The organism is Gordonia sp. GONU, from assembly GCF_024733855.1.
Classification (GTDB): domain Bacteria; phylum Actinomycetota; class Actinomycetes; order Mycobacteriales; family Mycobacteriaceae; genus Gordonia; species Gordonia amicalis.
This window is the reverse complement of sequence record NZ_JANRHB010000004.1, coordinates 1-11,921: the sequence shown is the minus strand read 5'-3', so window position 1 is coordinate 11,921 and position 11,921 is coordinate 1. Positions and strand designations below refer to the sequence as shown.

General features: G+C 69.0%; 14 protein-coding genes and 1 pseudogene. 10 read left to right on the top strand and 5 right to left on the bottom strand.

Translation table 11 applies throughout. The annotated features are described in order from the left end of the window. Window positions 1–117: 117 nt before the first annotated feature. Complete coding sequence (locus tag NWF34_RS05235) at window positions 118–675, bottom strand: TetR family transcriptional regulator (RefSeq protein WP_006438552.1); 558 nt, start codon at window positions 673–675, stop codon at window positions 118–120. A gap of 135 nt (window positions 676–810) precedes the next feature. Here NWF34_RS05235 and NWF34_RS05230 point away from each other — a divergent pair, with 135 nt between their 5' ends. The 6 genes from NWF34_RS05230 (at window position 811) to NWF34_RS05205 (ending at window position 6,135) form a co-directional block, all read left to right on the top strand. Further along, window positions 811–2,127, top strand: coding sequence for an adenosylmethionine--8-amino-7-oxononanoate transaminase (locus tag NWF34_RS05230; protein WP_024500338.1), 1,317 nt, complete (start codon window positions 811–813; stop codon window positions 2,125–2,127). Continuing rightward, window positions 2,124–3,365, top strand: a complete 1,242-nt coding sequence (locus NWF34_RS05225) for an 8-amino-7-oxononanoate synthase (protein ID WP_024500337.1) — start codon at window positions 2,124–2,126, stop codon at window positions 3,363–3,365. Before NWF34_RS05230 ends, NWF34_RS05225 begins: the two co-directional genes overlap by 4 nt. Next, on the top strand, window positions 3,362–4,120 hold the full coding sequence (bioD, locus tag NWF34_RS05220) for a dethiobiotin synthase (protein ID WP_024500336.1): 759 nt from the start codon (window positions 3,362–3,364) through the stop codon (window positions 4,118–4,120). Before NWF34_RS05225 ends, bioD begins: the two co-directional genes overlap by 4 nt. A 50-nt stretch (window positions 4,121–4,170) precedes the next feature. Next, window positions 4,171–5,208, top strand: coding sequence for a biotin synthase BioB (bioB, locus tag NWF34_RS05215; RefSeq protein WP_024500335.1), 1,038 nt, complete (start codon window positions 4,171–4,173; stop codon window positions 5,206–5,208). A 61-nt stretch (window positions 5,209–5,269) separates the two neighbouring features. Beyond that, window positions 5,270–5,509 carry a hypothetical protein gene (locus NWF34_RS05210; RefSeq protein WP_006438557.1) on the top strand — a complete coding sequence of 80 codons (240 nt, stop codon included), beginning with the start codon at window positions 5,270–5,272 and terminating at the stop codon, window positions 5,507–5,509. After that, window positions 5,506–6,135: a DUF2567 domain-containing protein gene (locus NWF34_RS05205; RefSeq protein ID WP_024500334.1), complete on the top strand. Its 630-nt coding sequence runs from the start codon at window positions 5,506–5,508 to the stop codon at window positions 6,133–6,135. The genes NWF34_RS05210 and NWF34_RS05205 overlap by 4 nt, the downstream gene beginning before the upstream one ends. Here NWF34_RS05205 and NWF34_RS05200 read toward each other — a convergent pair. Beyond that, window positions 6,098–6,910 (bottom strand): NUDIX domain-containing protein, encoded by an 813-nt coding sequence (locus tag NWF34_RS05200; RefSeq protein ID WP_024500333.1) that lies wholly within the window; start codon window positions 6,908–6,910, stop codon window positions 6,098–6,100. The genes NWF34_RS05205 and NWF34_RS05200 overlap by 38 nt on opposite strands. Window positions 6,911–6,927: 17 nt before the next feature. Next, window positions 6,928–7,713, bottom strand: a complete 786-nt coding sequence (map, locus tag NWF34_RS05195) for a type I methionyl aminopeptidase (protein ID WP_006438560.1) — start codon at window positions 7,711–7,713, stop codon at window positions 6,928–6,930. A gap of 87 nt (window positions 7,714–7,800) precedes the next feature. On the opposite strand from map, the gene NWF34_RS05190 reads away from it, so the two are divergent. The 4 genes from NWF34_RS05190 (at window position 7,801) to nadC (ending at window position 10,770) form a co-directional block, all read left to right on the top strand. Further along, the gene (locus NWF34_RS05190) at window positions 7,801–8,091 is read left to right on the top strand and encodes a helix-turn-helix domain-containing protein (protein ID WP_006438561.1); all 291 of its coding nucleotides are present in this window, start codon (window positions 7,801–7,803) and stop codon (window positions 8,089–8,091) included. Then, complete coding sequence (locus NWF34_RS05185) at window positions 8,088–8,609, top strand: DUF1990 family protein (RefSeq protein ID WP_258324359.1); 522 nt, start codon at window positions 8,088–8,090, stop codon at window positions 8,607–8,609. Before NWF34_RS05190 ends, NWF34_RS05185 begins: the two co-directional genes overlap by 4 nt. A gap of 173 nt (window positions 8,610–8,782) precedes the next feature. Next, window positions 8,783–9,847 (top strand): quinolinate synthase NadA, encoded by a 1,065-nt coding sequence (gene nadA, locus NWF34_RS05180; protein WP_024500329.1) that lies wholly within the window; start codon window positions 8,783–8,785, stop codon window positions 9,845–9,847. Window positions 9,848–9,861: 14 nt separating this feature from the next. Further along, the gene (nadC, locus tag NWF34_RS05175) at window positions 9,862–10,770 is read left to right on the top strand and encodes a carboxylating nicotinate-nucleotide diphosphorylase (RefSeq protein ID WP_024500328.1); all 909 of its coding nucleotides are present in this window, start codon (window positions 9,862–9,864) and stop codon (window positions 10,768–10,770) included. A 7-nt stretch (window positions 10,771–10,777) separates the two neighbouring features. Here nadC and NWF34_RS05170 read toward each other — a convergent pair whose 3' ends face one another. Further along, the gene (locus NWF34_RS05170; RefSeq protein WP_024500327.1) at window positions 10,778–11,152 is read right to left on the bottom strand and encodes a DUF5655 domain-containing protein; all 375 of its coding nucleotides are present in this window, start codon (window positions 11,150–11,152) and stop codon (window positions 10,778–10,780) included. A 63-nt stretch (window positions 11,153–11,215) separates the two neighbouring features. Next, window positions 11,216–11,921, bottom strand: a pseudogene (locus NWF34_RS05165) (DUF222 domain-containing protein); the annotation flags it as partial.

Genomic DNA, 11,921 nt, shown 5'->3' with positions numbered 1-11,921 from the left:
GTCTTTCGGGTCGGGGACGGGCGGTTCGGCCGCGTAGCAATCTACCCGTCGAACCTGTGATTTCTCGATTCGCACCGCCCGGGACGGTCGGTGGACTCGGTCACGGGTCGGGGGATCTCACCGACGCGCACGGGTGCGTGCCCCGTCGAGGATGATCGTCAGCCCGTCCACGAATTCGCCGTCGAAGTCCCGGCCCGACGGTCCGGTGACGCCGAGGCGTTCCATCTGCGCGCGGGTCTGTTCCTCGATGGTCAGACCGATGACGAGCTGACAGACGGCAGTGCTGACGGCCTCCGCGTCGCGGAGCGACAACCCGCCGGCATGTCCGGCCGAGACGATGTCGGCGGTGATCGCCTTCGTGGACAGGCCGCTCGCCCAGCTCGACGACACGACCTCGGCACTGTCGGGCACATCGAGCAGGGCGGCACGCATCCCGGTGGCGAGCAGACGTAGCCGCTCGTCCCACGCCAGGTCGGTGGCCGGAATCGAGACGGCACCCAGGATGTCGTCGGCAAGTGCGGCCAACAGGGTCTGTTTGTTGGGGAAATGCCAGTACAGGGCGTTGGGACGCACTCCGAGCTCGGTGGCGAGCCGGCGCATCGACAGGTCGGCCAGGCTGTGCTCGCGCAGGATGTCGCGGGCAGCGCGGAGGACGTCGGTCCGGCTGTTGCTCACGCGGTCAGCGTAGTCACCGGTTCGACGCCGGCCCGCGCGAGCCGCCTGTACACCGTCCAGGCCTCCCTGTACGGTGTTCAGGAATCCTGGACGGTGTCCAGGTGATCCCCGGGGTTGAAGAAGGAGGAGCGCGCCGTGGACCAGGGCGAGATCAGCCGTGTCGACGCGGAGCACATCTGGCATCCCTACGGGGCGTTGCCCGCGACGACCGACCCCCTGGTGGTGTCGTCGGCGTCGGGAGTTCACCTCGAACTCGCCGACGGGCGCTCCGTCGTCGACGGCATGAGTTCCTGGTGGGCGGCGATCCACGGCTACCGGCACCCGCGCCTCGATGCCGCGGCCGCGGTTCAGATGGGACGGATGTCGCACGTGATGTTCGGTGGGCTCACCCACGAACCCGCCGCCCGGCTCGCACAACTCCTCGTCGAACTCACCCCCGAACCGCTGCAGAAGGTGTTCTTCTGCGACTCGGGCTCGGTCTCGGTGGAGGTCGCGGTGAAGATGGCGCTGCAGTACTGGCGCAGCCGCGGCCAGTCGCAGCGCACACGCCTGCTGACCTGGCGTGGTGGTTACCACGGCGACACCTTCACCCCGATGAGCGTCTGCGACCCCGAGGGCGGCATGCACTCGATGTGGTCGGCGGTCCTCACGCGGCAGGTTTTCGTCGACGCTCCGCCCGCCGAGTATCGACCCGAGTACGTCGCCACGCTGGAGGCCTCGATCCGCGAGCACCGCGACGAGCTCGCCGCCGTCATCGTCGAACCGGTCGTCCAGGGCGCCGGCGGCATGCGCTTCCACGACCCGGCATATCTGTCCGCCCTGCGCGACATCTGCGACCGCCACGGCGTCCTGCTGATCTTCGACGAGATCGCCACCGGTTTCGGTCGGACCGGGACGCTCTTCGCCGCCGACGCCGCGGACGTCGCCCCCGACATCATGTGCGTCGGCAAGGCGCTGACGGGCGGGTACATGACGCTTGCCGCCACACTCTGCACCTCACACCTCGCCGAGGTCATCAGTGCGGGGGAGGCCGGCGGACTCGCCCACGGCCCGACCTTCATGGCCAACCCGCTCGCCTGCGCGGTGGCGGTCGCCGCCATCGAGTTGTTGCTGGAGACGCCCTGGGCCGAACGCGTGGCGGAGATCGAGAGAGGTCTCTCCGACGGCCTGGCGCCACTGCAGGAGCTCGACGGCGTCGTCGACGTGCGGATCCACGGCGCGATCGGGGTCGTCGAACTCGACCGTCCCGTCGACATGTCCGCGGCCACCGCGGCCGCCGTCGACGCCGGTGCGTGGCTGCGGCCCTTCCGCAACCTCGTCTACACGATGCCGCCGTTCATCTCCACGCCCGACGACATCTCGACGATCGTTCGCGGTATCTCGGCCGCGGTGCGGGCGACCCTCGGCGACGAGAACTCGACGACCACCGAACTCGTGGGAGCACGGTCATGACCATCACCTCGGGACAGCCCACGACCGGCCAGGCCGACGACATCGCCTCGGGTGGGGTGGCTTCGGGCGAGGTCGGACTCGCCTGGCTTGCCGGGGCCGCACGCGACCGCGCCGCCGCCGGACTGCATCGCGAGCCGCACGTCCGCCGAGTCGGTGCCGACGCGATCAATCTCGGCTCCAACGACTACCTCGGTCTGTCGACGCACCCCGACGTCGTCGCCGGCGCGCGGGCCGCGGCCGCGCAGTGGGGTGGCGGATCGACGGCGTCGAGGCTGGTCGTCGGCACCACGCAGGCGCACGTCGACCTCGAGACGGAACTCGCCGACTTCCTCGGTTTCCCTGCCGCACTTGTCTTTTCCTCCGGCTATCTGGCCAATGTCGGCGCGGTCACCGCACTCGCTGGGCGCGGCGCCGGGAGCAGAGCGAGCGGGCCGGATGACTCCGGCGATCTCATCGTGAGTGACACCGGTTCGCATGCGTCGCTGATCGACGGGTGCCGGCTGTCACGGGCACGGGTCGTCGTGGTGGATCGTGGGGATCATGAGGGCGTGCGGGCCGCCCTCGCCGAACGCACCGAGGAACGCGCACTCGTCGTCACCGACTCGGTGTACAGCATCGACGGCGAACCGGCCCCCGTCGCCGATCTGTATGCGGCTGCTCGCGCGCACGGTGCGGTGCTGCTCGTCGACGAGGCCCATGCCGTCGGCGTCCGTGGTCCCGGCGGGCGTGGACTCGTTGCCGAACAAGGACTTTCCGGCGCGCCGGACCTCGTGGTCACCACCGTGCTGTCCAAGTCGTTCGGATCGCAGGGCGGAGTGGTCCTCGGGCCGGAGATCCTACGGTCACACCTGATCGACTGTGCGCGTCCGTTCATCTTCGACACCGGACTGAATCCGGCGGCGGTCGGCGCGGCTCGGGCCGCACTGCGTGTCCTGCGTTCCGATCCCGCGCTACCGGACCGATTGCGCGGCAACGCCCGTCGCCTGGCCCGCGCATGCGGCGCCGAGGAACCCGCCGCAGCGGTGATCTCGATCATCGTCGGCGACCCGCAACGCGCCGTCGACGCGGCTGCGGCCTGCCGTGACCGCGGAGTGCTCGTCGGGTGTTTTCGCCCGCCATCGGTCCCGCCGGGCACCTCCCGGCTGCGCATCACCGTGCGCGCCGACCTCGATGCCGCGACCCTCGACCACGTCGCCGAGGTCGTCGACGCCGCACTGCGTGAGGTGGGTGCACGATGAGCGCGACGACACCATCACCGGAACGCGGACGCGTTCTCGCCGTCACCGGCACCTCGACCGACGTCGGCAAGACGGTCGCGACGGCGGCCCTCGCCGCCGCCGTTTGTGCGAACAGCGCCGTCGCCGTCTGCAAACCCGTCCAAACCGGCGTCGCACCAGGCGAACCCGGCGATCTCGCCGAAGTCGCGCGTCTTGCGGGTGAGGTGACCACGGTCGAGTCCTACCGCTATCCCGAACCGCTCGCCCCGGACACCGCGGCGCGACGCGCGGGGATGCCGCTCGCCGATCCTGACGTCATCGTGCGGGCGGTCGACGACCTCGCGGCCAAGCATGACCTGACCCTCGTCGAAGGCGCCGGCGGTGTGCTGGTGCGACTGGGGGAGTCCGCTACGATCCTCGACGTCGCCGCAGCGACACTGGCACCCGGGACGAACGACGGCGTCGTCATCGTCGTCGCACCGGGCCTCGGTGCGCTCAACCATGCCGAGCTGACCGTGAACGCCGTGCGCGCTCGAGGCCTCCGGCCCGCCGGACTCGTCATCGGGTGGTGGCCGCCGGACCCCGACCTCGCCATGCGCTGCAACCGATCCGACCTGCCGCGGATCACCGGCGTCCCGGTGATCGGCGTGCTGCCCGCGGGTGCCGCCGCCCTCGATCCCGCCCGGTTCCGCCGGACCGCGCCGACCTGGTTCGACCCCGACTGGCTCGCCGGCTCCCTCACCAACCATCCGGCATCGCTCGCCGGGACCTCATAGACCGTTTTTTCCAGCCCGCCCAATCAGTTCCAGTACAAGGAGTTCAGCCCGTGACACAGGCAACCGTCGACACCGCCCGCGACGCACAGACGTCCGACGACATCCTCGCCATCGCCCGCGAGCAGGTGCTCGAGCGCGGTGAACCGCTCGACCGCGACCAGGTCCTGGCGGTGCTGCGCCTGGACGACGACCGGTTGACCGAGTTGCTGCAGTTGGCCCACGACGTCCGCATGCGCTGGTGCGGACCGGAGGTCGAGGTCGAGGGCATCATCTCGCTGAAGACCGGTGGCTGCCCCGAGGACTGCCATTTCTGTTCGCAGTCGGGTCTGTTCGCCTCGCCGGTGCGCAGTGCCTGGATCGACATCCCGTCGCTGGTGGAGGCCGCCAAGCAGACCGCCAAGACCGGTGCCACCGAGTTCTGCATCGTCGCCGCCGTCCGCGGACCCGACAAGCGTCTGCTGAGCCAGGTCGCCGCCGGCATCGAGGCCATCCGCAACGAGGTCGACATCCAGATCGCCTGCAGCCTCGGCATGCTCACCCAGGAGCAGGTCGACCAGCTCCGCGACATGGGCGTGCACCGCTACAACCACAACCTCGAGACGGCGCGCAGCCACTTCCCGAACGTCGTCACCACCCACACGTGGGAGGAGCGCTGGGACACGCTGCGCATGGTCCGCGAGGCCGGCATGGAGGTGTGCTGCGGCGGCATCCTCGGCATGGGTGAGAGCCTCGAGCAGCGCGCCGAATTCGCCGCCGACCTGGCCGCACTCGAGCCCGACGAAGTCCCGCTGAACTTCCTCAACCCGCGTCCGGGTACGCCCTTCGGTGACCTCGACGTGCTGCCCGCGTCCGAGGCGCTGAAGTCGGTGGCGGCCTTCCGCCTCGCTCTGCCGCGCACGATCCTGCGTTTCGCCGGCGGCCGCGAGATCACCCTGGGCGACCTCGGCGCCAAGCAGGGCATCCTCGGCGGCATCAACGCGGTCATCGTCGGCAACTACCTGACGACGCTCGGCCGGCCCGCGGAGGACGACCTCGACCTGCTCAGCGACCTGTCGATGCCGATCAAGTCACTCAACGACACCATCTGAGGGACGCGATCGACGCTGGTCCTCTCCTACATCCTCGCCACGATCGGTAGCGTGTTCTCTCATGATCGACACCGTCCCGGGGCCGCTCGCCGAACCGTGCAGGTACGGCGTGTACACGGGCCTCGAACTGGAACTGCAGGCACCCGACGCCATCCCGCCGGCCGCGCGTCTGGGGCTTGAACCTCCGCGCTTCTGCGGGCAGTGCGGGCGCCGCATGGTCGTGCAGGTCCGACCCGACGGCTGGAGCGCCAGGTGCTCCCGCCACGGGACGGTCGACTCGGCCGAACTGGGTCGTCGGTGAGCGGTCCGGCGTCCGGGCGGCATGTCGCCCGGCCGGTCGCGACACTGCTCACCGCGACCGCGGCGGTGATCGTGCTCGGCGCGGTCGCCGGCGCGATCTGGGCGCTGGTGACACCGCCCACGACCGGCGTCGTCGTCAAGGGCCTGACCCGTGAGGACATCCCGACTGGATTCGACGCTGTCGGCGCCTTCGCGCTGATCATGTTCGCCTACGGTGGCATCGCCGCACTCGTCGCATGGGCGGCGGCGCGGCCGTGGCGCGGCGTCACCGGATTCCTCGTCCCCGCGCTCGGTACGGTGGCCGGGTCCGCGATCGGTGCGCAGGTCGGAATGTGGTTGGCCGGCCTGCGATTCGACGACGACATCGCCGGGCTCCCGCTCGAATCGGTGTACCGCGTGCTGCCCGAACTCTGGCTCGACGGCGGTACGCGCGCCGGACACAGCGCACCCTGGACCCTGCTCATCTGCGCGCCGTTCGCCTTCGCGATGGTCTACCTGGTCTGCGTGTTGTCCTCACGCACGGCGGACCTCGGCGTCGGCGATCTCGACGTCGATCACCGTGCCGGTGACGATCCGTCAGGGTCCGAGGTCACATCGGTGGACGCAGTGTCGCGAACTCATCCGTGACGCGTAACTCGTTGTCGGCGAAGGCATAGAGCGCCGGCGGCCGCCCGCCGGATCGCCCGGTCTTGCCGACGGTGCCGGTCGACACCACCACGGCGCGTCGACTCAGGATGCGTAGCAGGTTGGTCGTGTCCACCGCGTAGCCGAGTGCGGCGCAATAGATCTCCGACAGCTCCGACATCGGGAACTGCTTCGGTGCCAGCGCGAAGGCGATGTTGGTGTAGGAGAGCTTGGCGGCCAGCCGGTGCCGGGCGGTGTCGATGATCTCGGCGTGGTCGAAGGCCACCGGGGGCAGTGCGTCCACGTCGAACCAGGCCGCGCCGTCGGGAAGGGTCACCGGGCTGTCCGAGCGGACGAGGCCCATGTACGTCGAGGCGATCGTGCGGATGCCGGGAACGCGTCCGGGATCGGAGAAGACCGACAGCTGTTCGAGGTGAGCGATGTCGCGGACGTCCATCTTGTCGGCGACGAGGCGTCGAGCGACGACCGACAGCTTCTCGTCACCGGCGACGTCGCCGCCCGGAAGAGACCACCGGCCGGGCTCGGCGTCGGTACCGGCCCGAGAGAGCAGGACGCAGAGCGCGGGGCGGACGTCGGAGCCGTCGGCAGAGGGCGGAGTGCGGACCTGGAAGACGACGCTGAGGACCTCGACCCGCAGAACGCCGGAGCCACTGAACGCTTCGGGGCCACTGAACGCTTCGGGGCCACTGAACGCTTCGGGGCCGTTGACCACTTCTGGGCCGTCGGAGCTGGAGGGGTCGGACCCGGCGGCTGGCATGGCGTCGATTGTATGGGTCAGACGCCCGGCGACCGCCCATTCGGAGACGTCAACACGCGCGCCGCGCCGTCGGTGATCGCGATGGTGTGTTCGCTGTGCGCGCCGCGAGAGCCGTCGAACGATCGGATCGTCCAGCCGTCGGCGTCGAACTTGACCCGCTCGGAGCCGAGCGTGAACCAGGGCTCGAGCGCCAGCGTCAACCCGGGCTGCAGTTTCATTCCGCGACCGGCCTTGCCGATGTTCGCGACATGCGGGTCCTCGTGCATCGTGCGGCCGAGTCCGTGGCCGCCGAACTCGGTGTTGACGCGGTATCCGTACGACTTGGCGACGGCCCCGATCGCCGCGGAGATGTCGCCGAGCCGGGCGTCGGGCCGGGCGGCGTCGATGGCTGCTTCCAACGCTTCCTCGGTTGCCTGTACGAGTCGCCGGTCCTCGGGGCGGGGCGTGCCGACGATGACGCTGCGGGCCGAGTCGGCCACCCAACCGTCGATCGAGACCGCGATGTCCATGGACAGCAGATCGCCGTCGGCCAGGACGTAGTCGTGGGGCAGCCCGTGCAGCACGGCGTCGTTCACGGAGAGGCAGATGACGTTGCGGAAGGGGCCGCGGCCGAAGGACGGGGAATAGTCCCAGTAGCAGGACTGCGCGCCGCGTTCGGCGATGAGGTCACGGGCGCGATGCTCGAGCTCGAGCAGGTTGACGCCGACATCGGCTCGTTCGGCGAGGTCGGCGAGCAGGTCCGCGATGAACGCACCGGTCACCCCCATGGCGCTTATCTCGGATGGCGACTTCAGCTCGACCATTCTCGTTCCCTTCGCGATCGGATGAGTGGACTGGTATAGAAATACCAGCAATCGGTATATGTATACCGGATCCGCTAGGCTCTGTGCATGGTCCGCAACCCGTTGACCCCGGAACAGATCGCCGCCGGCCGCCGTCTGGGCGCACGACTGCGCGAACTCCGCGCCGACCGGTCCCTCGGTGAGGTCGCCGTCAGCGCCGGAATCTCTCCGGAGACGTTGCGCAAGATCGAGACGGGCCGGATGCCGACTCCCGCGTTCGCCACGATCGCTGCACTCGCGCGGTCGCTGAACACCTCCCTCGACGACCTGGCCCTGGTGTTCACCGACACCGTCCTCGGCGACGCCGGCCTCGACTCCGCGGTGGTGCGCGCCGGGTGACCCCGCACCCGTCGGACCTCACCTACGAGGAGGTCGGTGCGACCGCCGGAGAGCTACCGGCGGGCTATCACCATCTGCGCCGCTCGCGTGTGATCGGTGCCGGCGAGGGATGTTTCGACCTGGCCGCGCGACGAATCCTGAACTGGGACATGCATCGTCGTGCCGGAGTGGGCGTCGATGCCTCGACCCCGCGTGCCGCGGTCGGCTCGGTGGTGACGATGCGTCTGGGGCTGGGTCCGGTGGGCATCTCCGCCGCGTGCCGGGTCATCGAGGTGATCGACTCGGTCTCGAGCGATGCGGGGACCGAACGCGGCTTCGCGTACGGCACCTTGTCGGGGCATCCCGAGATCGGGGAGGAGCGGTTCTGGGTTCAGCGACTTCCGGACGATTCCGTGATCGCGCACGTCGTCGCCTTCTCCCGGCCAGGTCGTTGGTTCACGCGGATCGGCGGCCCGATCGGGCGAGTGGTGCAGTCGCGGATCGCCGAACGCTACCTCGATGCCCTGATGTGCGCCTGAGGGTGCGTGATCTGCCGCGAGGGTGACGGGAATGAACCCGGTGTGGTGAATGTTACGATGCATAGTGTTTTCGACCATGAGTCGAAAACCATGCCTCGGACACACGGCCCGTGCTCCGGGGACCCGATGACCCGGGGTCGTAGACGCCCCCCGGGACAGCCAGAGGAGTGGCAATGAGCATCACCAGTGATCGCCCGGCGGCCGTGACCGCGCCAGCAGCCGGGCTCCTCGATGCCGAATGGTTCGACGCACCGGGTGGCTACGCCGGTGTGGAGCCGACTCAGGAGTGGGCGGACGAGGTCCGACGCCTCGCACGTGCCCGCAACGCGACCCTGCTCGCGCACAACTATCAGCTTCCCGCCATCCAGGATGTCGCCGACCACGTCGGTGACTCTCTCGCCCTGTCGCGTATTGCGGCCGAGGTCGACTCCGACGAGATCATCTTCTGCGGCGTCCACTTCATGGCGGAGACCGCCAAGATCCTCAGCCCCGAGAAACGCGTCCTCATCCCGGACGAGCGCGCCGGTTGCTCGCTGGCCGACTCGATCACCGCCGACGAACTGCGCGCCTGGAAGGCCGAGTTCCCCGATGCGGTCGTGGTGTCCTACGTGAACACCACCGCCGAGGTGAAGGGTCTGACCGACATCTGCTGCACCTCGTCGAACGCCGTCGACGTCGTCGCGTCGATCGACCCCGATCGCGACGTCCTGTTCCTTCCGGACCAGTTCCTCGGTGCGCACGTCAAGCGTGAGACCGGCCGCGACAACATCCACATCTGGGCGGGTGAGTGCCACGTGCACGCCGGCATCAACGGTGACGAGCTGGCCGATCAGGCCGCGTCGCACCCCGATGCCGACCTTTTCATCCACCCCGAATGCGGTTGTGCGACCTCGGCTCTCTACCTGGCGGGTGAGGGTGCCGTGCCCGAGGATCGAGTCAAGATCCTGTCGACCGGCGGCATGCTCGACGCTGCTCGCGAGACCGGCGCCAAGCAGGTTCTCGTCGCCACCGAGGTCGGCATGCTGCACCAGCTGCGCAAGGCCGCGCCCGGGGTCGACTTCCAGGCGGTGAACGACCGCGCGTCGTGCCCCTACATGAAGATGATCACGCCGGCTGCGCTGCTGCGGTGCCTGCGTGAGGGTCGCGACGAGGTGTTCGTCGACACCGACGTCGCGGAGAAGGCCCGGAAGAGCGTCGAGCGGATGATCGCGATCGGTAACCCGGGTTCGGGCGAGTGACCGGAAGCTCTGCGGTGAGTGACGGTTTCATCGGTCAGGCGTCGGCCGGCGGCGCGCTGGAACTGGTTGTCGACGACGAGATCCGTGCGCTGATCAGGACCGCGCTCGACGAGGACCTGCGGTACGGACCGGACATCACGACCGCGTCGACCGTCCCGGCCGGCTCCGTCGTCGACGCCGCGATCGTCAGTCGTGCACATGGCGTCATCGCCGGCGTTCCGGTGGTGATCGCGGTGTTCGACGAGGTCATCGGCGAGGGCAATTTCGAGGTGACGGACGTTGTCGCCGACGGCAGTGTCGTCCAACCCGGCGACACCGTCCTGCGCGTCCACGCTCCGACGGCCGCTCTGCTGACGGCCGAACGCACTGCGCTGAACCTCATCTGCCACCTGTCCGGGATCGCGACTGCGACCCGGGCGTGGGTCGATGCGGTCTCCGGTACGTCCGCTCAGATCCGTGACTCGCGTAAGACGCTGCCAGGTCTGCGTCTGCTGCAGAAGTACGCGGTGCGCGCCGGTGGCGGAGTCAACCACCGGATGGGTCTCGGCGATGCCGCCCTGATCAAGGACAACCACGTCGTCGCCGCCGGTTCGGTCGCGGCTGCGTTGGAAGCCGTTCGTGCGGCGGCTCCGGGTCTGCCCGTAGAGGTCGAGGTCGACTCGCTCGCCCAGCTCGACGAGGTCCTTCCCCTCGAACCGCAGCTGGTGCTTCTCGACAACTTCGAGCCGTGGGAAACCCAGATGGCCGTGCAGCGACGCAACACTCGTTCGCCGCATACCAAGCTGGAGAGCTCCGGCGGCCTGACCCTCGACGTCGCCGAGGACTATGCCCGTACCGGCGTCGACTACCTCGCCGTCGGTGCACTGACGCATTCGGTCACGGTGCTCGACCTCGGGCTGGACGTCCCCGCGCCGCAGGTCTGATCGACGGTCAGCCCGCGGCGTCGTAGGCCTCGCCGAGCCACCGGCGGACCTCCGCGTCCACGTCCGCCCTGGCACGCATCTCCAGATGATGCATCCACACGTGCGGTGACGGGTGCGCGACCTCCTTGAAACGAGCAGAGTCGACGCGGTGCCGAAGGGCGATCGACAACACCGCCGGCACATCGGATCGCACGTACATGCCGGGGCGCCACACGTAGGCGAAGCCGGTCCGGCGTCGGAAAGCTATCTGGCTCTTGGTGACTCGGACAGCGATGTCGTCTCCCAGATCACGGATGGCTTCCTCGACCGCGCCATGGATCGACAGGCCCTCCGGCGAGCCTGCGAAGAAGTCCTCGACGTCGTGCGGGGTGTCCGTGGTCATGCTTGCTCCAGAATCGCACGTGATCTTCGAAGGCGGTCCACCATTTCTTCCCGAGCGTGATTCTCAGGCGCGCGGGTATGCGGCGGCGAGCATTATCGAGGCGAGGGTGGCTTCGGCGTCGGAGGCGTTGCGTAGGTCGATGATCTGGCGCAGGTGCAGGCGCGGCTGATCGCCGGACGCCGTTGTGGGTCCGTGGATTTCGGTGCGCACCTGTTCAAGGTGCTCGGCGAACCGTCGGGGTAGGTCGGGTCGCCGGTTGATGCGTTCGGGATTCGGGGGTGCGCCGGGTTCGGCGTTGAGCCGCCAGACGCAGCGGCCCTCATCGGGTCCTTCCCGCACCATGCGGGTGGTGTATTGTCCGGGTTGATCGCCGACCATGCGGTTGTGTTTCGGGCATGCGGGGTCAGGTCGGTGATGTCGGTGAGGCCACCGAGACCCCAATCCAGTTGCGCGTGGTGCATTTCCACGTGTGCGGCGGATAGGTCGCAGTCGGGTGTGGAGCAGGCCTCGCCGTCGGGTCGGGCGAAGGACACCAGTCGCTGTTCGCGGGTGGCCAGGCGTTTGCCGCGGCCGAAGTAGAGCGGGACGGCGGTGGCGTCTTTGAACACCGCCAGCCAGGATTGGGCGTCGGCGGCCATGTCGATTAGATCGGGGATGGGGATCAGGGTGCCGGTGGCGGTGGTGGCGAACCCGGCTTCGCGGATCAGATCGTTGAGGTCGGCTTTGACGATCACCTGTATCGGCAACCCGCGGTGACTCTTGCCGAGCA